General features: G+C 64.0%; 23 protein-coding genes and 1 tRNA gene. 13 read left to right on the forward strand and 11 right to left on the reverse strand.

The annotated features are described in order from the left end of the window. Positions 1-18: 18 nt before the first annotated feature. On the reverse strand, positions 19-741 hold the full coding sequence (locus SJI00_RS06225; protein ID WP_322460856.1) for a glycerophosphodiester phosphodiesterase: 723 nt from the start codon (positions 739-741) through the stop codon (positions 19-21). A gap of 30 nt (positions 742-771) precedes the next feature. Continuing rightward, positions 772-1,356 carry a PilZ domain-containing protein gene (locus tag SJI00_RS06230; protein WP_322460857.1) on the reverse strand — a complete coding sequence of 195 codons (585 nt, stop codon included), beginning with the start codon at positions 1,354-1,356 and terminating at the stop codon, positions 772-774. Positions 1,357-1,449: 93 nt separating this feature from the next. Here SJI00_RS06230 and SJI00_RS06235 point away from each other — a divergent pair, with 93 nt between their 5' ends. The 3 genes from SJI00_RS06235 (at position 1,450) to SJI00_RS06245 (ending at position 4,851) form a co-directional block, all read left to right on the forward strand. Next, positions 1,450-2,697, forward strand: coding sequence for a lipoprotein-releasing ABC transporter permease subunit (locus tag SJI00_RS06235; RefSeq protein ID WP_322460858.1), 1,248 nt, complete (start codon positions 1,450-1,452; stop codon positions 2,695-2,697). 7 nt (positions 2,698-2,704) lie between these two features. Next, positions 2,705-3,388 carry a lipoprotein-releasing ABC transporter ATP-binding protein LolD gene (lolD, locus tag SJI00_RS06240; RefSeq protein ID WP_322460859.1) on the forward strand — a complete coding sequence of 228 codons (684 nt, stop codon included), beginning with the start codon at positions 2,705-2,707 and terminating at the stop codon, positions 3,386-3,388. A 218-nt stretch (positions 3,389-3,606) separates the two neighbouring features. Next, complete coding sequence (locus SJI00_RS06245) at positions 3,607-4,851, forward strand: lipoprotein-releasing ABC transporter permease subunit (RefSeq protein ID WP_322460860.1); 1,245 nt, start codon at positions 3,607-3,609, stop codon at positions 4,849-4,851. A 176-nt stretch (positions 4,852-5,027) separates the two neighbouring features. Here the strand turns inward: SJI00_RS06245 and acnB are convergent, their stop codons facing one another. Further along, positions 5,028-7,637 (reverse strand): bifunctional aconitate hydratase 2/2-methylisocitrate dehydratase, encoded by a 2,610-nt coding sequence (acnB, locus tag SJI00_RS06250; RefSeq protein ID WP_322460986.1) that lies wholly within the window; start codon positions 7,635-7,637, stop codon positions 5,028-5,030. 407 nt (positions 7,638-8,044) lie between these two features. Between acnB and SJI00_RS06255 the strand changes: the two genes are divergently transcribed. Continuing rightward, positions 8,045-8,512, forward strand: a complete 468-nt coding sequence (locus SJI00_RS06255; protein ID WP_322460861.1) for a DUF1289 domain-containing protein — start codon at positions 8,045-8,047, stop codon at positions 8,510-8,512. A gap of 175 nt (positions 8,513-8,687) precedes the next feature. Next, positions 8,688-9,473 carry a hypothetical protein gene (locus SJI00_RS06260; RefSeq protein ID WP_322460862.1) on the forward strand — a complete coding sequence of 262 codons (786 nt, stop codon included), beginning with the start codon at positions 8,688-8,690 and terminating at the stop codon, positions 9,471-9,473. A 10-nt stretch (positions 9,474-9,483) separates the two neighbouring features. Here SJI00_RS06260 and queD read toward each other — a convergent pair whose 3' ends face one another. Further along, the gene (gene queD / locus SJI00_RS06265) at positions 9,484-9,840 is read right to left on the reverse strand and encodes a 6-carboxytetrahydropterin synthase QueD (protein WP_322460863.1); all 357 of its coding nucleotides are present in this window, start codon (positions 9,838-9,840) and stop codon (positions 9,484-9,486) included. A 280-nt stretch (positions 9,841-10,120) separates the two neighbouring features. Further along, positions 10,121-10,378 carry a hypothetical protein gene (locus tag SJI00_RS06270; RefSeq protein ID WP_322460864.1) on the reverse strand — a complete coding sequence of 86 codons (258 nt, stop codon included), beginning with the start codon at positions 10,376-10,378 and terminating at the stop codon, positions 10,121-10,123. Between the two features lie 301 nt (positions 10,379-10,679). On the opposite strand from SJI00_RS06270, the gene SJI00_RS06275 reads away from it, so the two are divergent. From SJI00_RS06275 to SJI00_RS06295, 5 genes are all read left to right on the forward strand, one after another. Next, a complete protein-coding gene (locus tag SJI00_RS06275) occupies positions 10,680-10,988 on the forward strand; it encodes a PepSY domain-containing protein (protein ID WP_322460865.1) in 309 nt (102 codons plus the stop codon). Beyond that, complete coding sequence (locus SJI00_RS06280; RefSeq protein WP_322460866.1) at positions 10,988-11,302, forward strand: PepSY domain-containing protein; 315 nt, start codon at positions 10,988-10,990, stop codon at positions 11,300-11,302. The genes SJI00_RS06275 and SJI00_RS06280 overlap by 1 nt, the downstream gene beginning before the upstream one ends. Beyond that, positions 11,303-11,971 (forward strand): response regulator transcription factor, encoded by a 669-nt coding sequence (locus SJI00_RS06285; protein ID WP_322460867.1) that lies wholly within the window; start codon positions 11,303-11,305, stop codon positions 11,969-11,971. Further along, complete coding sequence (locus SJI00_RS06290) at positions 11,968-13,287, forward strand: sensor histidine kinase (RefSeq protein WP_322460868.1); 1,320 nt, start codon at positions 11,968-11,970, stop codon at positions 13,285-13,287. The genes SJI00_RS06285 and SJI00_RS06290 overlap by 4 nt, the downstream gene beginning before the upstream one ends. Before the next feature lie 205 nt (positions 13,288-13,492). Continuing rightward, entirely contained in the window at positions 13,493-14,641 is a 1,149-nt protein-coding gene (locus tag SJI00_RS06295; RefSeq protein WP_322460869.1) for an HPP family protein, read from the forward strand. Here the strand turns inward: SJI00_RS06295 and SJI00_RS06300 are convergent. From SJI00_RS06300 to SJI00_RS06310, 3 genes are all read right to left on the reverse strand, one after another. Next, on the reverse strand, positions 14,615-15,481 hold the full coding sequence (locus SJI00_RS06300; protein WP_322460870.1) for a LysR family transcriptional regulator: 867 nt from the start codon (positions 15,479-15,481) through the stop codon (positions 14,615-14,617). The genes SJI00_RS06295 and SJI00_RS06300 overlap by 27 nt on opposite strands. 21 nt (positions 15,482-15,502) lie before the next feature. Next, positions 15,503-16,801: a leucine-rich repeat-containing protein kinase family protein gene (locus SJI00_RS06305; protein WP_322460871.1), complete on the reverse strand. Its 1,299-nt coding sequence runs from the start codon at positions 16,799-16,801 to the stop codon at positions 15,503-15,505. 282 nt (positions 16,802-17,083) lie between these two features. Next, positions 17,084-17,326 carry a hypothetical protein gene (locus SJI00_RS06310; protein ID WP_322460872.1) on the reverse strand — a complete coding sequence of 81 codons (243 nt, stop codon included), beginning with the start codon at positions 17,324-17,326 and terminating at the stop codon, positions 17,084-17,086. A 275-nt stretch (positions 17,327-17,601) separates the two neighbouring features. Between SJI00_RS06310 and SJI00_RS06315 the strand changes: the two genes are divergently transcribed. Further along, a tRNA-Gln gene (locus SJI00_RS06315) sits at positions 17,602-17,676 on the forward strand. 127 nt (positions 17,677-17,803) lie between these two features. After that, a complete protein-coding gene (gene zapE / locus SJI00_RS06320) occupies positions 17,804-18,913 on the forward strand; it encodes a cell division protein ZapE (protein ID WP_322460873.1) in 1,110 nt (369 codons plus the stop codon). 3 nt (positions 18,914-18,916) lie between these two features. Here the strand turns inward: zapE and SJI00_RS06325 are convergent, their stop codons facing one another. From SJI00_RS06325 to trhP, 3 genes are all read right to left on the reverse strand, one after another. Then, positions 18,917-19,354 carry a YqaA family protein gene (locus SJI00_RS06325; RefSeq protein WP_322460874.1) on the reverse strand — a complete coding sequence of 146 codons (438 nt, stop codon included), beginning with the start codon at positions 19,352-19,354 and terminating at the stop codon, positions 18,917-18,919. Further along, the gene (locus tag SJI00_RS06330) at positions 19,354-19,782 is read right to left on the reverse strand and encodes a DUF411 domain-containing protein (protein ID WP_322460875.1); all 429 of its coding nucleotides are present in this window, start codon (positions 19,780-19,782) and stop codon (positions 19,354-19,356) included. Before SJI00_RS06330 ends, SJI00_RS06325 begins: the two co-directional genes overlap by 1 nt. A gap of 79 nt (positions 19,783-19,861) precedes the next feature. Then, a complete protein-coding gene (gene trhP, locus SJI00_RS06335; protein ID WP_322460876.1) occupies positions 19,862-21,226 on the reverse strand; it encodes a prephenate-dependent tRNA uridine(34) hydroxylase TrhP in 1,365 nt (454 codons plus the stop codon). Between the two features lie 120 nt (positions 21,227-21,346). Here trhP and SJI00_RS06340 point away from each other — a divergent pair, with 120 nt between their 5' ends. Next, positions 21,347-22,411, forward strand: a complete 1,065-nt coding sequence (locus SJI00_RS06340) for an AI-2E family transporter (RefSeq protein WP_322460877.1) — start codon at positions 21,347-21,349, stop codon at positions 22,409-22,411. Positions 22,412-22,454: the final 43 nt, after the last annotated feature.

The following is a 22,454-nucleotide window of genomic DNA, read 5'->3' on the forward strand; positions in this document are numbered from 1 at the left end:
CGGTCGGGGAGAGCGATTTCAGTCTTTGCCGAGGGTGGTCCTGGCCAAACCGGGAAAGTCTGTAATCAGGCTGTCGACCCCAAAGTCGGCCAGCCGGTGCATCAGTGCCGGCTCGTTGACGGTCCACACCGACACGTGCAGCCCTTGCGCCTGGGCTTTGGCCAGGCGCTCTGGGGTGCAGAGCGTCCAGTTCAGCGCAAGCAGCTCGCAACCGTAGTTCTGCGCGACTTTCAAGGGGTCTAGCCAGGCGTAATCGGCCACCAGTCCACGCGCCACATCCGGCACCAGCTCAACGGCCGCGGTCAGCACTTCCCGTGAGCTGGAGGTAATGGTGACCTTGTCGAGCAGGTCGAACGACTGCGCCAGCTCGCGAATCGCCAGCACGGTGCTGGCAGCGCGGGTGCGCGAGGCGCTCTTGACTTCCAATTGCCAGTGCTCGAAAGGGCATTGCTCGAACAGCGTCTGCAGCGTCGGGATCGGGCAGGGCTGCACCCAGCCCGGACCGCCCTGGCGGGCGTCGTAGGTGATCAGCTCAGCGGCAGTGTGCTCGACCACTTTGCCGCGCCGGCCGGTGGTGCGCTTGAGGGTCGGGTCATGGATCACCATCAGCTCGTTGTCGGCTGACAGGTGCAGGTCGAGTTCGCAGCGGTTGACGCCGTGGGACAGGCACTGGCGGAAGCTGTTCAAGGTGTTCTCGGGGGCTTCGCCCTTGGCGCCGCGGTGGCCATAGATGAGTGTCACGTTCGTTCCTTCAGGTCGAGAGAGCAGGGCTCAAGGGGTTGGATCATTCTGTTCGAGGGCCTGGCGGCGTTGCTGTTGCTGGCGCTGGAGGATATGCCGGGCCAGCAGCTGGCGCTCGGCGTCGGTCAGGTCGGTGAATTCAGTGCCCAGCGCATAGCGGCCATCGGCCTGAGCTTGGCAATGGGTGATGCGCCCGCGCAGCAGCAATGCGTGGCCTCTGGGCAGCAGCACCATCTGCACGGCAACCCGCGTGCCGGGGGCGAGGGGCTCGGCGCTGGTGGAATCGAGCCCGCCTTCGCTGAGCATCACCGTCTGGGGTTCGCCCAGTTGCCCCAGCAGGCTGTGCGCAACCAGCGCGCTGAGCAGGTCGACACGCTTGTTCTGCGCACGCAGCAAGGCGGCGAGGATGCGGTCTTTGTCGCTGAGCTGGCGCAGCAGGTGCTGGCTCTCGAAATCGGCCAGGTGCAGCTCGCTGAGCAGGCTGACCAGCGGCGAGGCCGATTGCACGAGGTCGGCATCGGCCAGGTCGCCGGCGCTGAGCGGACTGATTTGCAGTGCGATCGAGTCTTCGATGCGGTAGTATTCGCGGCGTTCTTCTTCGTCTGGAGTCGTCATGGTGAACCCATGGTAGCGGCGATGGTCCGAGTGTAAAGCTGCCAGGTTAACCTCGCCACAAAGACGTTCCCTTCCATCCGAACAAGCCCCGACATGTTCAGACCTCTCTTCGTATTCATTGGCACGCGCTACACCCGTGCCAAGCGCCGCAACCATTTCGTCTCGTTCATTTCCCTGACCTCGATGATCGGCCTCGCCCTTGGCGTGGTGGTGATGATCGTGGTGCTCTCGGTCATGAACGGCTTCGATCACGAGATGCGCACCCGCGTGCTCGGCATGATCCCCCACGCCACCCTCGAATCCGCCCAGCCGATCGACAACTGGCCGGCCGTTGCCGAACGCGTCAAGCAGAACCGCCAGGTGCTGGAGGTCGCCCCCTTCACGCAGATGCAAGGCCTGCTGACCCATGAAGGCAAGGTGCAGAAGGTGCTGCTCAATGGCGTTGATCCTGCCCTTGAGCGCAAGGTCTCGATCATCGAGCGCTTCACCCTCGAAGGCAGCCTCGACAAGCTGGCGCCGGGCGAGTGGGGCATCATGATCGGTGACAAGGCCGCGGCCAAGCTGGGCGTGGCTGTCGGCGACAAGCTGACCTTCGTCGCTCCGGAAATCAGTGTCACTCCAGCCGGCATGTTCCCGCGCATGAAGCGCTTCACCGTGGTCGGCACCTTTCATGTCGGCGCCGGTGAAATCGACGGCTACCTGGGCCTGACCAACATTTCCGACCTGTCGCGCCTGCACCGCTGGAAAGCCGATCAGGTACAAGGCCTGCGCCTCAAGTTCGACGACCTGTTCGAAGCGCCGCGCGTGGCCTACAACATCGCCCAGCAGCTGGACGGCGAGTATTACTCGCGCGACTGGACCCGCACCCACGGCAACCTGTACCAGGCCATCCGCATGGAGAAATCCATGATCGGCCTGCTCTTGCTGCTGATCGTGGCGGTGGCGGCGTTCAACATCATTTCCACGCTGGTGATGGTGGTCAACGACAAGCGCGGTGACATCGCCATCCTGCGCACACTGGGCGCCACCCCTCGGCAAATCATGGCCATCTTCATGGTCCAGGGCACCGTGATCGGTGTGGTGGGTACGTTGATTGGCGCGGTGGTCGGCATTCTCGCGGCGCTCAACGTCAGTGCTGCGATTGCCGGAATCGAGCGCCTGATCGGGCATAAATTCCTCAATGCCGACGTCTACTTCATCGATTACCTGCCCTCGCAGATCCTGCCCCAGGACGTCTGGATGATCTGTGCTGCGGCTCTGGCCCTGAGTTTCCTCGCCACCCTGTATCCGGCCTGGCGTGCGGCCCGCACCCAGCCTGCAGAGGCGCTACGTTATGAGTGAGTCGCGCATGAGTGATAAAGCCGTATTGAGTTGCCGCAACCTGGGCAAGTCCTACGAGGAAGGCCCCGAGTCCGTGCAGGTGCTGGCCAACCTGCAGCTTGAGCTGCTGCCGGGCGAGCGCGTGGCGATCGTGGGCAGTTCGGGGTCTGGCAAGAGTACCTTGCTCAACCTGCTGGGCGGCCTCGATACGCCGAGCCAGGGCAGCGTCTGGCTGGCCGGCGAAGAGCTCTCGGCGCTCGGTGAGCGCGCCCGCGGGCTGCTGCGCAATCGCGCGCTGGGCTTCGTCTACCAGTTCCACCACCTGCTGGCCGAATTCACTGCGCTGGAAAACGTCTGCATGCCGCTGCTGATCGGCCGTACGCCCATCCCGCAGGCGCGTGAGCGGGCCAGTGCACTGCTCAAGCGTGTGGGCCTGGGCCATCGCCTCGGCCACAAACCGGCCGAGCTGTCCGGTGGTGAGCGTCAGCGTGTGGCCATTGCCCGCGCGTTGGTCAATCGCCCTGGTCTGGTGATGCTCGATGAGCCCACCGGCAACCTCGACCACAACACCGCCCAAGGCATTCAGGAGTTGATGCGCGAGCTCTCGACGTCTTCGCAGACGGCGTTTCTGGTGGTGACCCACGACCTGAACCTGGCGCGCCAGATGGATCGGGTGCTGAGCCTGGAAGATGGTCGCCTGGTGCCGATCTGAAGTGCCTGGCGCTGCATGCGCGGCACTCCCCGCGCTCATGCAGGCCCGGTGCGGATCACGGCCTGCTGGGCCCAGGCGCTGCCTGAAAAGCCCTGATGCTCGGTGTGCGGCGTTGACAGCAGTCTCGCCTGACCTTCGCTCAAGCCGTTTCAGGCAACGCCTGAACAACCGCGTCGGCCACTGACCTTTTTTCACTTATTCACTGGGTGTTCTCGTCCATGTTCAGACCCTTGCCCTTGTTCATCGGTACCCGTTACACCCGTGCCAAGCGCCGCAATCACTTCATCTCGTTCATCTCCATGACCTCGATGATCGGCCTCTCGCTCGGCGTGCTGGCGATGATCGTGGTGCTGTCGGTGATGAACGGCTTCCAGCGCGAGATGAGCTCACGCATTCTCGGTCTGGTGCCGCATGCCAGCCTGCTCGGCGTCGAGCCGGTGCAAGACTGGCGCAAGGTGGCCGATGTGGCGCTGCGCAATCCTGCCGTGATGGCCGCTGCGCCGATCACTGACATGGAAGGCATGCTGTCGTACAAGGGCGCCATGCAGCCGATCCAGGTCAGCGGCATCGATCCGGCCGAGGAGGGCAAGGTGTCCATCGTCGGCGAGCACATTGTTCAGGGGAGCTTGCAGTCGCTGGTGCCAGGTCAGTACGGGGTGGTGATCGGTGAGCTGACCGCCCGGCGTTTTCGCCTCAACACTGGCGACAAGCTGACCCTGATCGTGCCCGAAGTCAGCAAGGCACCCGGCGGCATCACCCCGCGCATGCAGCGCCTGACCGTGGTCGGCATCTTCAAGGTGGGCGCCGAGCTCGATGGCGCGCAGGCCTACATCAACGTGGCTGACGCCGGCGAGATGCAGCGCTGGCCTGAAGGCACTGTGCAGGGCGTGCGCCTCAAGCTGCATGACCTGTATGCCGCGCCGCAGGTGTCCAAGGCCATTGCCGCCGAGTTGGGCGATGCCTTCCATGCGGACGATTGGTCGCACACCCAAGGCAGCTTGTTCAGTGCCATGAAGATGGAAAAGACCATGATTGGCCTGCTGTTGATGATGATCATCGCGGTCGCGGCGTTCAACATCATCGCCACGCTGATCATGGTCGTGAACGACAAGGGCGCGGATATCGCGATCCTGCGCACCCTTGGCGCCACCCCGGCGCAGATCATGGGAACCTTCATGGTTCAGGGCTCGCTGATCGGTATTGTCGGGACGTTGATCGGCGGCGCGTTGGGCGTGGTGGCAGCGCTCAATGTCAGCCAGATCGTCGGCTGGCTGGAGCGGGTGAGTGGTCAGCACATCTTCACCTCCGATGTGTACTTCATCAGCAGCCTGCCGTCAGAGTTGCAGTGGGGCGACGTGGGGCTGATCTGCACGGCAGGGTTGGTGATGAGCTTCCTGGCGACGGTGTATCCGGCGTATCGGGCTTCGCAGGTGGAACCGGCGATGGCACTGCGTTACGAGTGATGCGGGCCGATTGGTCTGCGGGAGCCGGGTGCACAGACAGGTGTGGCGTTCCCGTCCCAACTTGGGTTTTGCAGGTTGATGGGCGTAGCAGGCCCTGTGCAGAGACCGCTGATTGACCTGGAAACGAAAAAGCCCCGGCATCGCTGCCGGGGCTTTTTTGTGTTGCTGCGCTTGGCTTACGCCTGTACCACCGGGATCTTCGCCGCTTCCGCCGCGTCGCGGAATTCTGCGATCTGGTCGAAGCTCAGGTAGCGGTAGACATCAGCGGCCATGCTGTCGATGTCCTTGGCGTAGGCCATGTACTCTTCGACGGTCGGCAGCTTGCCGATGATCGAGGCGACCGCTGCCAGCTCAGCCGAAGCCAGGTAGACGTTGGTGGCATCGCCCAGACGGTTGGGGAAGTTACGGGTCGAGGTGGAAACCACGGTCGAGCCAGTCTGTACACGTGCCTGGTTACCCATGCACAGCGAGCAGCCCGGCATCTCGATGCGCGCGCCCGCTTTGCCGTAGATGCCGTAGTAGCCTTCTTCGGTCAGCTGGTGAGCGTCCATCTTGGTCGGCGGGGCCAGCCACAGACGCGTTGGAATACCGCCTTTCACCTTCTCCAGCAGCTTGCCGGCAGCGCGGAAGTGACCGATGTTGGTCATGCATGAACCGATGAACACCTCATCGATCTTCTCGCCTTGGACGCTCGACAGCAGGCGGGCGTCGTCCGGGTCGTTCGGCGCACAGAGCACAGGCTCCTTGACGTCGGCCAGGTCGATTTCGATGATCTCGGCGTATTCGGCGTCGGTGTCGGCGGACAACAGCTCAGGGTTGGCCAGCCAGGCTTCCATGGCTTGCGCGCGGCGCTCCAGGGTGCGTGGGTCGCCGTAGCCTTCACCGATCATCCAGCGCAGCAGGGTGATGTTCGACTGCAGGTATTCGGCGATGGCCTTTTCCGGCAGCTTGATGGTGCAGCCCGCCGCCGAACGCTCGGCGGAGGCGTCGGACAGCTCGAAGGCCTGTTCGACAGTCAGCTCGTCCAGGCCTTCGATTTCGAGGATGCGCCCGGAGAAGGCGTTCTTCTTGCCCTTCTTCTCGACGGTCAGCAGGCCGTTCTGGATGGCGTAGTACGGAATCGCATGGACCAGGTCGCGCAAGGTGATGCCAGGCTGCAGCTTGCCTTTGAAGCGCACCAGGATCGACTCGGGCATGTCCAGCGGCATGACGCCGGTGGCCGCAGCGAAGGCGACCAGGCCGGAACCGGCCGGGAACGAGATACCGATCGGGAAGCGGGTGTGCGAGTCGCCACCGGTGCCGACGGTGTCGGGCATCAGCATGCGGTTCAGCCAGCTGTGGATGATGCCGTCGCCTGGGCGCAGCGACACGCCGCCACGGGTGCGGATGAAGTCAGGCAGGGTGTGGTGGGTGGTGACGTCGATCGGCTTGGGGTACGCCGCGGTGTGGCAGAACGACTGCATGACCAGGTCAGCGGAGAAGCCCAGGCATGCCAGGTCTTTGAGCTCGTCGCGGGTCATCGGGCCGGTGGTGTCCTGGGAGCCGACGGTGGTCATCTTCGGTTCGCAGTAGGTGCCAGGGCGCACGCCTTGGTTTTCCGGCAGGCCGCACGCGCGACCGACCATTTTCTGCGCCAGGGTGTAGCCTTTGCCGGTGTCGACCGGGGCTTCTGGCAGCTTGAACAGGTCGGTTGCACCCAGGTTCAGCTCGGCGCGGGCCTTGTCGGTCAGGCCGCGGCCGACGATCAGCGGGATCCGGCCGCCAGCACGAACTTCGTCGAGCAGCACTTCGGTTTTCAGTGCGAAGGTGGTGACCAGTTCGTCGCTATCGTGACGGCGTACTTCACCTTTGTACGGATAGACGTCGATGACGTCGCCCATGTTCAGGTCGGTGCAGTCGAACTCGATCGGCAGGGCGCCGGCGTCTTCCATGGTGTTGTAGAAGATCGGAGCGATCTTGGTGCCGAAGCAGAAGCCGCCAGCGCGCTTGTTCGGCACGTTGGGGATGTCGTCACCGAAGAACCACAGCACCGAGTTGGTAGCCGATTTACGCGAAGAACCAGTACCCACCACGTCACCGACGTAGGCGACCGGGAAGCCTTTGGCGCGCACGTCAGCGATCTGCTGCAGCGGGCCGACCGAGCCTGGCTGCTCAGGCTCGATGCCGTCACGGGCCATTTTCAGCATGGCCAGGGCGTGCAGCGGGATGTCCGGGCGCGACCAGGCGTCCGGGGCGGGGGAGAGGTCGTCGGTGTTGGTTTCGCCGGGCACCTTGAACACGGTCAAGGTGTACTTGTCGGCGATGGCCGGACGCTTGGTGAACCACTCGCCGGCAGCCCAGGACTCCAGCACAGCCTTGGCATAGGCGTTGCCAGCCTTGGCTTTTTCAGCGACGTCGTGGAAGGCGTCGAACATCAGCAGGGTGTGCTTGAGCTGTTCGGCCGCGACGGCGCCGAGGGTGGCGTCATCGAGCAGCTCGACCAGGGTCGCGATGTTGTAGCCGCCCTGCATGGTGCCGAGCAGCTGGGTGGCATGTTTGCGGTCGATCAGCGGAGACTGGGCTTCACCCTTGGCCAGGGCGGAGAGGAAACCGGCCTTGACGTAGGCGGCTTCGTCGACGCCTGGGGGTACGCGGTCGGTGATCAGTTCAAGGAGGAAGGCTTCTTCGCCGGCCGGCGGGTTTTTCAGCAGCTCGATCAGGCCTGCGGTTTGTTCGGCGTTCAACGGCTGGGGCACGATACCCAGGGCGGCACGCTCTTCGATGTGTTTGCGGTAGGCTTCAAGCACAGTTATTACCCTCATCAGTGGTCCCAAAAGGGAGTCCGGGACGCTCATCCAGGCTTCCAGCAAGGCTGCGCAGCGGCGGCTTTGTGGGCCGCCAGGCCAGGGATGCTGGAAATCCTTGCAGAAGCTGTTTTCAAAGTTTTACGCCTGTAGAACGGAAGGCTGATGAGGGGTTGGCGCAACGCCTGCTCGCGGGCAGCGGTTGCGCCAACGCCGTTCTACCGGATTGACTGTGCTCGTGACGCTTTGAAAACAGCTTCCAACGGACATGGTTGCCTTGGAAAAGGCCGGATGATTCTACGGCAAAAACGCCTCGAAGGTAAGGCAAGGCACATGACTTTAGCGAGTGACCCTGGTTAGACAAAGGGCTAACATGGCACCGTCTCTCACCGCCCAGCTGTTGTTCTGCCATGTCCAGCAAGTCCATCAAAACCCCTTGTGTCGGCCTCTGTTCCACGGTCTACGGCGACCTCGTGTGCCGCGGCTGCAAGCGTTTTCACCACGAAGTGATCCACTGGAACAGCTACGACGAGGAGGCGAAGCGGGCCGTCTGGCTGCGCCTGGAACAGCTGTTGGTGCAGGTGATGATGGCCAAGCTTGAGGTGTTCGACAAAGCACGCCTGCGTGTTCAGCTCGAACAACGCTCCATCCGCTTCGTTGCGCGTCAGTCCGAGTACTGCTGGGCCTATCAGTTGATCGCCCGCGGCGCCCGGATGATCCGCGACCTCGACGCCTACGGTGTGGTACTGCTGCCGGAGTTCCGTGACTGGGACTTGCCGCGCTTGCGTGACGCCATTGACCGTGAGTTCTTTCTGCTCTCCGAAGCTCACTACGAGCGCTACATCGCGCCGGCCTTTCTCGGTGACGCACTGGGCTAGGCGCCCCTGGCTAGGCGCCCCTGGCTAGGCATCTCAGGTAGACGGCAACGACCGTTGCCCAGTCATCGTCCCTTGGCGCGTGCCGATAGCGCCTAGAAGGCTTTCCTGCTGCCGGGCAAGACGGCGCAGCGCTACTGTTGGCGCCTGTTCTCAGCCCAGTAGGGGTGAATGTGCCATGAGCGACTATGTGTTTCAGCCGTTGTTGTCATTCAATGCCAGATGCCACTGGCAGTTCGCCGGTGACCCGCTCACCGATCCAGACAAGTTGCGCTCTCCGGGTCAGCAGTTCAAACCGTTATGGGTGGAGTTCAACGACTGGAACGGAGACGATGGCTGGCTGATGTCTGGCCGTGACTATGATCCCAAAGAAATCCAGTCATTCTTGCGCGACGGCCTGCCGTTCATTGGCCCGCGGCAGCGCATTTACTGTGAGTACTTCTGGTTTGGCGTCTACCAGATTGGCGAGCTCTACGCGTATGAAATCCGTCCGGCCTATGCGGGCGCCAACGTCGACCGTTGGCCGGAGCTTGAGTACGCCCTGGATGTCAGCCGTGGTGGCTATCTGGGAATGTATCCGAACAATGCGCGCCCAGGCGCTTCCACTGCGCAGGTATCGCCGTCGGCAGATGTGCGTCTGCCGGATCCGGTGCCAACGTGGCATATCGATCTGCCCGTCGATCCATTGCTCGATAGCGAAGGGCTGGTAGTGCGTGTTCGCAGGAATCTGGCCGCGTCGCTGTGGACCCTCGACGGCCTCGATCCCACCGCCTTGAGCAGCGGCGATACCTGCACCGGGATCGTCTTGTTTGCGCCGAGTGGGCGCATCGTCCGCCGCTTGATCGAGGGCGGCCGGGCCTACCTTAACGAGCGAACCGGGCGTCGTGGTTACTTGGCGTTGCAGGTGCTCCACTCGAACGTGCCGCCTCACCCGAAATTTAACCGGCTCAGCGGGGAGGACTGAGCCGTGGGGATCAGTCGCCGGTATATTCGCAACCGCTGGTGCAAGTCTCGTGAATGCGCACCTTGGAGAGCTCTGGCAGCAGTGGCTTGACCTGATTCCAGATCCACTGCGCGATAACTTCGCTGGTGGGGTTTTCCAGGCCAGGAATGTCATTGAGGTAGTTGTGATCGAGCTGGTCGTAGATCGGCTTGAACACGGCCTTGATTTCGCTGAAGTCGCGGATCCATCCGGTGTGCGGATCCAGTGGCCCGGTCAGGTGCAGTGCAACCTTGAAGGAATGGCCATGCAGCCGTCCGCACTTGTGGCCGGCGGAGACATTGGGCAGGCGGTGAGCCGATTCGAACGTAAACTCTTTGAAGATTTCCACGGGTGGACCTGTATCGCTGTGAAGAGGGGAGGGCGTCTGGCGCCTTGCCAGGAACGGCTCGTCGGCGACGGCCGCCGTTGGCCGCCGGGTACTGAGGCGGCCAGCACGGCGCGGTACGCCTCAGGCGACCAACTGTGTGCGCATCTTAACCTGTTTTGCCTCACTGGCCGGCGGATTCTACGATCGGCGTCGTCGGCACCCGGCGCGTCGCACAAGGCGCGCCGGGCGCCTGGACCTGCCCGCCCGACACTGAGGTCGGGCAGCCAGGCAAGAATGGCTGTCAGCCTCGGAGCGCCTCCAGGCGCTCCCGTCCAGACGGTGTGATGGCGCTCTCCCCTTCGTCGCTGATGCGGTAGCGTCCCGACACCATCCTGGCGATCGAGAACCGCACCAAGCCACTTTCGGCCAAGGCCTGGCCCGCCTCGAAGCTCATGGCACGCTCCAGGTCGAAAATCCGTATTTCTCCAATCTTGTAACGGGCAAACGCAATCAGCGCCTCGTCCAATGCCGTTTGGTCGATAGCTTGTACACGTTCCATTTGACCTCCCAGGTCGACAGCACCCCAGTCCGCGGGCGTTCACACGGGCTGGAGCCATTCATTGAAGGCGGGACGCTACTACTGACCGGCGCCGAGGCGGTACTGGCTTTGCATCCAAGCTGGATGGGCGGACAGGGTCTGTTCCATGGCGATGGAGCTTATCGTCCATTGGCACGGTCCAAGCCCCCAGCTGCGGGCACTGAGCTGCGCTATCATGGCGCCAGCGCTTTTCAGGTTCAGTTAAGCCCGCGGCAGTAGTGTTGATTGCGTAGACAACTTTGAGACCCAACGGAGTACACCCATGAAAACTTTGACTGCCCTGTTCACCGCCGCTGCTCTGACCTTCGGTAGCGCTGCCGCCTTCGCCAAAGACGTACAACCTGACGAAGTGGTCAAGCTGGTAAACGCCAAGACCATCAAGTCGCTCGACGAGTTGAAGGCCGCCGCTGTTGCCAAGCATCCTGGCGCCACTGTGACGGACAGCGAGCTGGAAGACGAGTACGGCCGCTACATCTACAAGGTCGAACTGCGGGACACCAACAACGTGGAATGGGACGTGGCACTTGACGCCAAGACCGGTGAAGTGGTCAAGGACGAACAGGACCGCTGATGCTCACTCTGCCCCGGCCCGTCCGCTGCCTGGGCCTGACGCTACTGGCCGCCAGCACCCTGGCGGTCGGTCGTGACCTGGACCAGGATGAAGCGCTCGAACTGCGGCACCGGGGCACCATCGTGCCCCTTGAGCGACTGCTCGAAGCCGCCCTGGGACGTTATCCCGGGGCGCGCTTGCTGGAGGCCGAGCTCGAAGAGGAACATGACCGTTATGAATACGAAGTGGAAATCCTGACCCCCGAGGGGGTCGTGCGTGAAATCAAGTTCGATGCCGCGACCGGTGCGCTGCTCAAAGATGAGGAAGACGATTGAATGCGCCTGTTGCTGGTTGAAGACAATGTGCCCCTGGCCGATGAACTGACCGCCGCGTTGCAGCGCCAAGGCTATGCCATCGATTGGCTGGCCGATGGCCGCGACGCGGTGTATCAGGGCCAGAGCGAACCTTATGACCTGATTATTCTGGACCTCGGCTTGCCGGGCTTGCCCGGGCTGGAGGTACTGTCGCAATGGCGCGCCGCTGGCTTGCACACTCCGGTGCTGGTGCTCACCGCTCGCGGCTCGTGGGCTGAACGCGTCGAGGGCCTGAAGGCCGGCGCCGACGATTACCTGAGCAAACCGTTCCACCCCGAAGAGCTGCAACTGCGTATCCAGTCGCTGCTGCGCCGTGCCCGCGGCCTGGCCAACCAGCCCAGCCTCGAAGCGGCCGGCCTGCAATTGGACGAGCGCCGTCAATGCGCTATCCGCGAAGGCGTCGAGATCCAGCTCACGGCTGCCGAATTTCGCCTGTTGCGCTACTTCATGCTGCACCCGCAGCAGATCCTCTCCAAAAGCCATCTGGCCGAACACCTGTACGACGGCGAAACCGAGCGCGACTCCAATGTGCTTGAAGTGCACGTCAACCACCTGCGGCGCAAGCTGGGTCGCAGCGTCATCGAAACCCGCCGCGGCCAGGGCTACCTGTACGCCGGGAGCCGCGATTGAGGTCGATTCAGGGGCGCCTGAGCGTCGGCCTGGTCGCGGTGCTGGTAGCGGTCGGCCTGACACTGGCGCAATCGACTCTGTGGCTGTTCGAGGCCGGCCTGCAACGCTACCTCGAAGCGGGCCTGCGCAAGGAAAGTGAAAACCTGCTGGCCGCGCTGGTACGCGGTTCCACGGGCATTCAGCTGGATGAACGCAGGGTCGCGGCGGCGTATCACCGACCGTTTTCCGGCTACTACTTTCGCATCGACTTCGACCAGGGCCATTGGCGCTCCCGCTCGTTGTGGGATGTGGACATGCCGCGTCCCGCCAGTGTAGGTCTGGAGGACAATCAACAACTCGGCCCCGAGGGCCAGCAGCTGTTGATCCACCGGGCCGACTATCGGCGTCTGGGGCAGAACATCTCGATCAGCGTGGCCCAGGATTACACCCCTGTGCGCCAAGGCTTTCGCCGTATGCAACAGATCGGCCTGGGCCTGGGTCTGGTCGCCCTGCTGCTGATCCTGGTGCTGCAGCGCATCACCGTGACCCGCTCGCTGCGCCCGCTGGAACGGGCGCGCCAGCAGATCGCGCAGTTGCAGCAAGGCCAGCGCTCGCAACTCGACAGCCAAGTGCCGGTCGAGCTCGAGCCGCTGGTGGCGCAGGTCAATCACCTGCTGGCGCACACCGAAGACAGCCTGCGCCGCTCACGCAATGCCTTGGGCAACCTGGGCCATGCCTTGAAGACGCCGCTGGCGGTGCTGGTCAGCCTGGCCAGCAGCGAGCACCTGCGCGGCGCGCCGCAGATCAGCGCGCAGATGCATGAGCAACTGGAGCAGATTCGCCAACGCCTGACCCGCGAGCTTAACCGCGCCCGCCTGGCCGGTGACGCACTGCCCGGGGCGCAGTTCGACTGCGACGCCGAGCTGCCCGGTCTGCTGGCCACGTTGGGCATGATTCACGGTGAGGGCCTGATCCTGGCGCGAGACGTGCCAGCGGGCCTGCAACTGCCCTGGGACCGCGAAGACTTGCTCGAACTGCTCGGCAACCTGCTCGACAACGCTTGCAAATGGGCCGACAGCGAAGTGCGCCTGGGTATCGTGGCGCATGAGGCCGGCTATCGGTTGTGGGTCGACGACGACGGCCCGGGCATTGCGCAAGCTGCGCGCGAGCAGGTGCTCGAACGCGGCTCGCGCCTGGACGAGCAGGTGGCCGGACATGGCCTGGGCCTGGGGATCGTGCGCGATATCGTCGAGGCGTGGGCTGGGCAGATCGTCCTGCTGCAAAGCCCGCTGGGCGGCCTCAGGGTAAGCGTTGAGCTGCCGCGGCGCGCGCACTGACAGCGGCCTATGAATCACCTGCTCGGAGCGCCACTGCAATAAAACTGCAGCCAGCCAACAGTCTTTTGAATTGGCTGGCATGCGCTCGCTTCGTCACACTGCGTGGCGTGCCGGAGGCCTTGCGCCTACCGCGCCGCTACGCATGCAGGCCGACCTGCCCGAGGTCGCTGTGACCCCTCGCTTCAGCCATCACGATCACTGACCCATGCCCAAAGCTCTGAGCCTTCTGCAGCGCATTCTGCCCCCTTCATTGCACATCCCACCCAGACAATGGCTACGCGCCAGCTTCGGCGCGGCCTTGGCCCTGTTTCTCGCCGGCTACCTGTGCAGCCTGGCGTTCGGTCCTGGCATTGCCTTGCACCTGCTCGGGCCATTGGCGGCGTCGGCGGTACTGCTGTTCGCGGTGCATTCCGGGCCGCTGGCGCAACCCTGGCCGGTCGTTGGCAGCTACGCTACGGCATGCCTGACGGGGCTCTTGCTGCGCCATGGCTTGGGCAGCGAGCTGTGGGTCGCAGGCGCTGCGCTGGGGGTGTCCCTGGTGCTGATGTGCCTGCTGCGCTGCCTGCACCCGCCCGGTGGCGCGGTGGCGGTTACCGCGGTGTTGGCCGATCCTGGCATGGTCGCGCTGGGTGATCACCTGCTGGAGCCTGTGTTGCTCAATGTGCTGATCCTGCTGGCGGTGGCCGTGGCCTATAACGGTCTGACCGGGGTCCGCTATCCCAAGGCGGCGCCGCGCAAAGATCCGCACCAGACGCTCGATCTGCCGCCCAGTGAGCGGGTCGGTGTCACCGGTGACGATCTCGATCAGGCGCTGGAGGCCTTGGGCGAATACGTCGACGTCAGCCGCGACGAGCTCGAACGCATCATCCAGGCGACTGAACAGCAGGCGCTTCGCCGCAGCCTGGGCGGCCTTCGCGCAGCCTCGGTGATGGCCCGGGACGTGCAGTTCGCGACCCCCGAAACCACCCTTGAGCGCGCTTGGGCGCTGTTGTCCAGCCATCGCCTGAACACCCTGCCGGTGGTGCAGGCGGGCCAACTGGTGGGCATCGTCAGCCTCAGTGATCTGGTAGCCCCCGCCATGGCCCGCAGCCGTTTCAGCTGGCGCCGGCCATTTGCCCGGCAACCCGTACGCCTGGCGCAGATCATGAGCCGGCGCGTGGTCAGCGTGGCCAGTGACGAGCCGTTGCAGCGCCTGCTGCCGCTGTTGTGTGAGCAGGGCCTGCACTGCCTGCCGGTGCTGGAGGGCGAGCGCTTGGTTGGGGTGATCACTCAGACCGACCTGCTCGCCGGCCTCAAACGCCACTTGCTCCGCGCCCGGACGGCCGCCTCAGGCGAGCGGGTCCCAGCGCTGTGACCAGTCACTGGTACCGCCTTCGACCAGCCTGCGTAGCACCTGCAGGGCCTGTGCCAGGGCGCGGCTGTCGTCCTTGCGCGAAGAGACGATAAACGTGGGGTAGGTGAACTCCGGTGCGTGCGGCACGCGCTCCAGCACGCCACTGTCGAGGTAGGCCTGGACCACCCGGGTGCGGAAGTAGCCACTGCCCCCGCGTTCGAGAATGAACTGCAGGGCCAGCGGCCCCAGATTGAACGACAGCGCCGCAGGTGCGCAGTCTGGCAGCGCGGCATCATGCTGGCGGCGGAAGGTCTCACCCCAATCGATGTAGATGTACGGCGCATGGCGGTCGACTCGGCGCACCTGTACCAGCTTTTCCTCCAGCAACTGTTCAACCTGCAGCCCGGGCCCGTAGCTGGGGTGATACACCAACGCGGCGTCCAGCAAGCCCCCCTCGACCTTGCGCAGCAGGGACTCACCGTCACCTACTTCACTGCGCAAGGCCAGGCCGGGCTGCGCGTCATGCAAGGCGCTGACCCATTCCAGCAGCAGCGGATTGCCCAGGCTCACTGCGGCGCCCAGGTGCAGCCGCTGGCGCGGGCCTGCCGGCAATGGCAATTCGCGGCGCGCTGCTTCCCAGGTTTGCACCAACTGATGGGCATAGGGCACGAAGGCTTCACCGTCGGCGGTCAAGGTCACGCCGCTGCGCCCGCGCAGGAACAGTCTGCAGCCCAGGTGCTGTTCCAGGCGCTGCACCCGCGCAGTGATCGCCGTCTGCGAGACAAACAGCTGCTCAGCCGCGGCGACCAGGCTGCCGCAGCGGATGATTTGCAGGAAGGTTCGGGCCTGATCGATGTCCATGTGGGGCTCGCGGGCGAAGGGTCAGTGGATGCTGGCTGTGAGCCGCTGTTGCAGCTCGGCGGCCAGATCGGCGAAGCACGGGCGCAGGGCTACATCAGGCTGCGTGCAGCGTTCGGCCATGGCATGCAGCGGGCCATGAGCCTGGGCGCCAAGTGCCAGCAGTTCGAGCAGCAGAATGCCGAACGCACGCACTTCCAGTGCCTGCAAGGCACCGCCCGGTGGATAGAACGACGCTGCGCCGAAGTCGCTCAGCAGGCACTGGCCGCTGGCCGCATGGACGAGGATGTTGTGGCCATACAGGTCGCCGTGGTTGATGCCACGGGCATGCAGGTGCGCAGCCACCGACGCGATGCCCTCGGCCAGGCGCAGCAGGGCCGGCATGGCCAGCGTCGGGCCGGCGCCATACTGGTCGCGTGTGCAGCTGTCCAGCGTGGGTGGACCGGCCAGGTTGCGCCACTGTGCGGGGATGCGTTGCATCACCAGTGCGGGCACATGCTCGGGATGATCGTCCACCCGGCCGGCTACCTGCACCAGGTGCGGATGATCACCGGCGGCCAGGCAGGCAGTCATTTCAGCCTGGGGCGAGCCATCGCTGGTGATCGCCCCCTTGTACACCTTGACCGCCACGGGTGCAGCTTGGGCCGTCCACTGCGCGGCATGGATGACTCCCGAAGCGCCGCGTCCCAGCTCGCCGGCGAGGGTCAGTGTCGCCCAGTCGATGCGCGGGCAAAGCGCCGCCTCGAGCGGCGCCTGGAAACCGGCCGGCAGCGGGTTGTCGGCATACGCCAGCCAGGCCAGGCGCGGGAGCCGCAGCAGCCAGTCGGGCAGGGCGCTCAGGCGGTTGCTGGCGATGCGCAGCAGCTCCAGGCGCTGGCACTGTTGCAGGCTTTCGGGCAAAGCGGTGAGGCGGTTGCCGGCGAGCATGAGCTTTTGCAGGTGCTGGCAGTGGCCCAGGGCCTCGGGAAGGGTTTCGATGCGGTTGTCGGTCAGGATCAAGGCGCGCAGCCCGGCGGGCAACGCATCGGCGTTCACCTCACGAATGCGGTTGCTTCTGAAGCCGACCGTCTGCAGCTGCGCGCAGGCGCCCACAGCTTCGGGCAGTTCGGTAAAAAGGTTGTCCGAGCAGAACAGCACCTTCAAACGGCGTAGACGGTGCAGATCGGCCGGTAGCTCGGTCAGCTGGTTGCCGGTCAGGTTGAGGATTTCCAGGCTGTCGGCCAGGTCGAAGATTTCCGACGGGAAATGGCGCAATTGCGCGCTGAGGTCGAGGCGGGTGGCGCCGAGCAGACGCCCGGCGCGAAGATCATCAAGACTGTGCATGGGCCAGTGGCCAGGTAGCTGCGGAGGGCGGCATGATAGCGGCACTGGCTCGATGCGGCCAATCGACCGAGCTTTGCTGCGGCTCGCCGGCGCTTCGGCACCTCGCGGTGCCTGCTCTGGCTCGCCGGGCCATGCGCACCGTTGCGTCAGTCGCAGCGGTCAAGGCTGAACGCGGGCCGTGCTGCACCGCACGCGGCCACAACCGCCCCGACAGGCCAGGACCAGGGCCGCCCGGTCTGCAGGGCGCAGCGGCGTGCTGCGCGGCTGACCCGTGGCGAGCGTTCAGACCTTGCGGGTCAGTTGCCTCTCGATCATGTACTTCACCGCCAGGCGCCGTTCCTTCAGGTGGCGCAGGTCTTCATCAACATAATTGCCGGCGGAAATCGATTCGGCTGCCAGCACCTGGTTGTCGATATCGACGTAGTCGTCCAGCAGCCGATCGAGTTCGGCATCCGTTTGACGGCGTTGCTGAACGATTTCGCGGGGGTATTGCAGGTCCTGGTACAAATCGTGTGAGACGGGCATGACATCCTCCTGATGGGCACCTGAGTCGGTTACAGGTTTGGAATGACGAAACACGCCGTTGTTAAGCGAAGCGGCCAGGAAAACCGATGAACGGTTGGTGGCAGCGTTGCAATGTATCGCTTGGCCGGTAACTCGCTGTTTTATGGAATTTTTTTTCGACCAAGGCTTCCCAGTGCCAACCTTTGTTGGTACAGTGCCACGCATTCCTCGGCAACACAGTTGTCATTCAGCAGGAAGCGTCAATCCGGCAGTCATTCGATTTGCCGAATCGATACAGGGGCGTCGCCAAGCGGTAAGGCAGCAGGTTTTGATCCTGCCATGCGTTGGTTCGAATCCAGCCGCCCCTGCCATTATTTCCAAACTCATTTCGCTCGCCCTCGGCACCTGCTGATGGTGGGTTTTGTTGTGTTTGTCGCTTTTCAAGCCGTGGCGCCTGACCGCCTCACGTAAGCTAGGGTTTTTGCCCAAGACATACCTATGCCAGCCCCAGCGCCCATCAGTCAGTACCAATCGGCCCTCGCTCGCAGCGAGATTGTCGCGGACGCCGCCCAAGCGCGTGCGGTCGATGCCCTGCAGGCCTGCTTCGAGTGCTTGCAGCAGGGCCGGCTTACCCAGGGCGTGTATCTCTGGGGCCCGGTAGGCCGGGGCAAGACCTGGTTGATGGACCTGTTCTACAGCGCCCTGACCGTGCCCGCGCGCCGCCAGCATTTTCATCACTTCATGGCCTGGGTGCACCAGCGGCTGTTTCAGCTCAGCGGCACCGCCGACCCTCTGAACGCATTGGCACGCACCTTGGCCCAAGACATTTGCGTGTTGTGCTTCGACGAGCTGTTCGTCAGCGATATCGGCGATGCCATGTTGCTGGGGCGGCTGTTCCAGGTGTTGTTCGCTCATGGTGTAGTGGTGGTCGCGACCTCCAATCAGCCGCCTGAGCAGCTCTACAGCGAGGGGTTCAATCGGCAACGCTTCCTGCCGGCCATCACGGCCATGCAGCAGCACATGCTGATCGAGGCCGTAGACGGCGAGCAGGACCATCGGCTGCACCCCGGTGCTGCCTGCCAACGCTATTGGGTCGCCGAGCCCGGCCAGCCCACGGCATTGCAGGGCGTGTTCACGCGCCTCAGTGCCGGCCAGCCGGGCAGCGCACAAGCGTTGACTGTCGGTACCCGGCAGATCGCGGTCATTCGGCGTGCTCCGCGCGTCGTCTGGTGCCACTTCAACGACCTGTGCCGGCAACCGCTGGCTGCCATCGAGTTCATAGCGCTGTGCGACCAGTTCACCGCCATTTTGCTGCAAGGGGTGCCGTGCCTGAGCGGCGTGCAGCGGGCCGGCCGCATTGCCCGTGGCACGGAAGACGGGCCGCAACGGGTGGCCGCAGGCGACCGCTTGCTGCCAACGCTCGCGCCCCATGACGACAGCGTGCGCCGCTTCATCGCGCTGGTCGACGAATGCTATGACCGCCGCGTGGGCCTGTTCCTGGAAGCTGAGGTGCCGCTGGCGCAGTTGTACACCGAGGGCTACTTGGCATTCCCCTATCAGCGCACCCTGAGCCGCTTGCGTGAGATGCAATTGCAGCGCTTTGCCTAGGCGTCAGCGGGCTGTGATCACGCCCAGGGTGATCATCGCCAGCACCAGGTAGCGACCGGCCTTGGCCAACGTCACCAGTATCAGGAAGCGCCAGAACGGCTCACGCAGGAGGCCGGCAATCAATGTCAGCGGATCACCGATTACCGGCATCCAGCTCAGCAGCAACGACCAGCAACCCCAGCGCCGGTAGCGCTGCTGGGCGCGTTGCAGTTGCCCGGGAGTGAACGGAAACCAGCGACGGTGCCGCAGCCGATCAAGCAGGCGGCCCAGCCACCAGTTCACCACCGAACCCAGTACGTTGCCCGCAGTCGCTACCAGCAACAAGGTAATCCACGCCTGTGGCTGGCGCAGCAGCAGGCTCACCAGCACCGCCTCCGACTGCAACGGCAGCAGCGTGGCGGCCCCGAAAGCGCTGAAGAACAGCGCCGTCCACGCCAGCATCAGTACTGCGCGACCTGCACATCCTGGCCGTCGTGGGTCACGCCGATCACCTGATAAGCGTCTTTGCGATCACCCATCTCCATGCCCGGCGAGCCGATCGGCATGCCCGGCACCGCAATACCCTTCAAATCATCGCGCGCGAGCAGCGCGTGGATCTGCTCAGCCGGCACATGGCCTTCGACGAACTTGCCGTCGATGACCCCGGTGTGGCACGAGGCCAGGCGCGGCGCGACGCCCAGGCGCTGTTTCACCGCGCTCATCTGCGGCTCGACATGGTCATTGACGGTAAAGCCGTTGTCGCGCAGATGGCTGATCCAGTGCTTGCAGCAGCCGCAGTTGGGGTCGCGGTACACATCGATGGTCTGGGCGGCCTGGGCCAGCCCGGCCGAGGCGAGCAGGGTGAGGGTGAGCAGGTGTTTGCGCAGCATGGTCAAGGCGCCTCCGGACGCAGGGATGAGCGAGCCCCGCGCAGCGGGTGGCCGAGCATAGGGCTCAACGGGGTGATTGTCACCGTGGCCAGCTGTCAGCGACCTGAGCGGCAGATGACGAAACGGTCAGGTTCAGGTCACGCATCAGCAGGCCGAACGCTAGCGATACGCCTTCGGGAATCGGCAGGTACACCACATGGCCATCCCCCGGCGCCACCTCGATCGGCCGCTGCTGGCGGTCGCACAGGCGGTGCAGGTCGAAATGATAGTTGCCGCGCGGGGTCATCAGCTCCAGGTGGTCGCCCAGCGCAAAGCGGTTCTTCACCTTGACCTCGGCCAGCCCGTCGACGCGTGCGCCGGTCAGCTCGCCGACGAATTGCTGGCGCTCGGACTGCGAGTTGCCGCGCTGATAGTTCTGGTATTCGTCATGCACGTGCCGGCGCAGAAAGCCTTCGGTGTAGCCGCGCTGCGCGAGGGATTCGAGGTTGTGCATCAGGGTGTGGTCGAACGGTTTGCCGGCGGCGGCGTCGTCGATGGCCTGGCGGTAGGCCTGAACCGCGCGGGCGCAGTAGAAGTGCGACTTGGTGCGGCCCTCGATTTTCAGCGAGTGAACACCCATCTCGGCCAGGCGCTGGACATGCTGCACGGCGCGCAGGTCCTTGGCATTCATGATGTAAGTGCCGTGCTCGTCCTCGAACGCCGGCATGTCGTCTTCGGGGCGGCTGCTTTCCTGCAGCAGGAACACCTGTTCGGTGGGCGCACCCAGACCCAGGGTCGGATCGACTTCGCGCACGATCTCGCCGGTGATGTTCTCGGTGGCTTCGCTGGCCTGGTATTTCCAGCGACAGGCGTTGGTGCAGCTGCCTTGATTGGCGTCGCGTCGGTTGAGGTAGCCCGACAACAGACAGCGCCCCGAATACGCCATGCACAAAGCGCCGTGCACGAACACTTCCAGCTGCATGTCGGGGACCTGCTGGCGTATCTCCTCGATCTCTTCGAGCGACAGCTCGCGCGACAGAATCACCCGCGTCAGCCCCAGTTGCTGCCAGAAACGGACGCTGGCCCAGTTCACCGTGTTGGCTTGCACCGACAGGTGCACGGGCATGTCTGGATAGTGCTGGCGCACCAGCATGATCAGCCCGGGGTCGGACATGATCAGCGCATCCGGGCCCATGGCGATCACCGGCGCCAGGTCCTTGAGGAAAGTTTTCAGCTTGGCATTGTGCGGCGCGATGTTGACCACTACGTACAACCGCTTGCCCAAGGCGTGGGCTTCTTCGATGCCCTGCGCGAGCGTGGCGTGATCAAACGCGTTGTTGCGCACCCGCAGGCTGTAGCGTGGCTGGCCGGCGTAAACCGCGTCGGCGCCATAGGCAAAGGCATAGCGCAGGGTCTGCAACGAGCCGGCGGGGGCCAGCAATTCGGGCGTGGCGGGAGGGGTCATGGGGCACCTGGCAAAAGGCGCGAATGCTAAGGCGCTAGAAGCGACGCAGTATTGATCTGCATCAACGGCACTTTTGCCTGATCGCCGTGCACTAAAGGGGTGAATTCTCGAGGAAACTTCATGAACGAAACTGTACTGCAGAACAAGGCACTGACCGTGTTGCTCGCCGCGGTCACCATTGCCTTCATCTGGATCTTGCTGCCGTACTACGGCGCGGTGTTCTGGGCCGTGGTGCTCGCGATCATCTTCACCCCCATGCAGCGCAAGATGCTCATGCGTTTCAACAAGCGCCGCAATCTGGCTGCCGGTGCCACGCTGTTCGTCTGTCTGACCATCGCCATTCTGCCCGTCATCGTCATCAGCGGCCTGCTGGTGCAAGAGGGGGCCTCGTTGTACCAGCGTATCCAGAGCGGCAACCTGGACATCGCCGGCTACCTCGAACATGGCAAGAACATGCTGCCGACCTTCGCCCAGAACGGCCTGGATCGCCTCGGCGTCGGCAACCTCGACGGGCTGCGCGCGAAGATCACCCAGTTCGCCAGCCAGGGCAGCCAGTACCTGGCGACCCAGGCGTTCAGCTTCGGCCAAGGCACGTTCGACTTCATCGTGAGCTTTGGCATCATGCTGTACATCCTGTTCTTCTTCCTGCGCGAGGGGCCGGAAACCGCACGCAAGATACGCCAGTGCGTGCCACTGCCCGAAGAGCAGAAGCGTCGTCTGCAGCTGAAATTCAACCGGGTGGTGCGTGCGACCGTCAAAGGCAACCTGGTGGTCGCCATCACTCAAGGCGCGCTGGGCGGGATCATCTTCTGGATTCTCGACATCCCCAGCGCCCTGGTCTGGGCCGTGCTGATGGCGTTTCTCTCGCTGCTGCCGGCAGTCGGTGCGGGCATCGTCTGGGGCCCGGTGGCCGTGTATTTCCTGGTCACAGGAATGTTCTGGCAAGGCATCATTCTGACCGCCTATGGTGTGCTGGTGATCGGCCTGGTGGACAACGTGCTGCGCCCGCTGCTAGTGGGCAAGGACACCAAGATGCCTGACTACCTGATCCTGGTCTCGACCCTGGGTGGTATGGCGGTGTTCGGTCTCAATGGCTTCGTCATCGGCCCGTTGATTGCCGCGCTGTTCATTTCCAGCTGGGCGATCTTCTCGAACAACCAGCCCAAGGTGAACCTGCCGGATTGATCGATGCGTCAGCCCAGGCCCGAACCGGTGTACCGGTTCGGGC

Origin of the sequence: Pseudomonas gebzensis (genome assembly GCF_034427815.1) — a bacterium.
Classification (GTDB): Bacteria; Pseudomonadota; Gammaproteobacteria; order Pseudomonadales; family Pseudomonadaceae; genus Aquipseudomonas.

Bases quoted from the DNA above. Each gene is read 5' to 3' on its own strand.
- SJI00_RS06230 (WP_322460857.1), bottom strand. From the start codon at position 1,356: ATGACGACTCCAGACGAAGAAGAACGCCGCGAATACTACCGCATCGAA.
- SJI00_RS06235 (WP_322460858.1), top strand. From the start codon at position 1,450: ATGTTCAGACCTCTCTTCGTATTCATTGGCACGCGCTACACCCGTGCC.
- lolD (WP_322460859.1), top strand. From the start codon at position 2,705: ATGAGTGATAAAGCCGTATTGAGTTGCCGCAACCTGGGCAAGTCCTAC.
- SJI00_RS06245 (WP_322460860.1), top strand. From the start codon at position 3,607: ATGTTCAGACCCTTGCCCTTGTTCATCGGTACCCGTTACACCCGTGCC.
- SJI00_RS06255 (WP_322460861.1), top strand. From the start codon at position 8,045: ATGTCCAGCAAGTCCATCAAAACCCCTTGTGTCGGCCTCTGTTCCACG.
- SJI00_RS06260 (WP_322460862.1), top strand. From the start codon at position 8,688: ATGAGCGACTATGTGTTTCAGCCGTTGTTGTCATTCAATGCCAGATGC.
- SJI00_RS06270 (WP_322460864.1), bottom strand. From the start codon at position 10,378: ATGGAACGTGTACAAGCTATCGACCAAACGGCATTGGACGAGGCGCTG.
- SJI00_RS06275 (WP_322460865.1), top strand. From the start codon at position 10,680: ATGAAAACTTTGACTGCCCTGTTCACCGCCGCTGCTCTGACCTTCGGT.
- SJI00_RS06280 (WP_322460866.1), top strand. From the start codon at position 10,988: ATGCTCACTCTGCCCCGGCCCGTCCGCTGCCTGGGCCTGACGCTACTG.
- SJI00_RS06285 (WP_322460867.1), top strand. From the start codon at position 11,303: ATGCGCCTGTTGCTGGTTGAAGACAATGTGCCCCTGGCCGATGAACTG.
- SJI00_RS06295 (WP_322460869.1), top strand. From the start codon at position 13,493: ATGCCCAAAGCTCTGAGCCTTCTGCAGCGCATTCTGCCCCCTTCATTG.
- SJI00_RS06300 (WP_322460870.1), bottom strand. From the start codon at position 15,481: ATGGACATCGATCAGGCCCGAACCTTCCTGCAAATCATCCGCTGCGGC.
- SJI00_RS06305 (WP_322460871.1), bottom strand. From the start codon at position 16,801: ATGCACAGTCTTGATGATCTTCGCGCCGGGCGTCTGCTCGGCGCCACC.
- SJI00_RS06310 (WP_322460872.1), bottom strand. From the start codon at position 17,326: ATGCCCGTCTCACACGATTTGTACCAGGACCTGCAATACCCCCGCGAA.
- zapE (WP_322460873.1), top strand. From the start codon at position 17,804: ATGCCAGCCCCAGCGCCCATCAGTCAGTACCAATCGGCCCTCGCTCGC.
- SJI00_RS06325 (WP_322460874.1), bottom strand. From the start codon at position 19,354: ATGCTGGCGTGGACGGCGCTGTTCTTCAGCGCTTTCGGGGCCGCCACG.
- SJI00_RS06330 (WP_322460875.1), bottom strand. From the start codon at position 19,782: ATGCTGCGCAAACACCTGCTCACCCTCACCCTGCTCGCCTCGGCCGGG.
- trhP (WP_322460876.1), bottom strand. From the start codon at position 21,226: ATGACCCCTCCCGCCACGCCCGAATTGCTGGCCCCCGCCGGCTCGTTG.
- SJI00_RS06340 (WP_322460877.1), top strand. From the start codon at position 21,347: ATGAACGAAACTGTACTGCAGAACAAGGCACTGACCGTGTTGCTCGCC.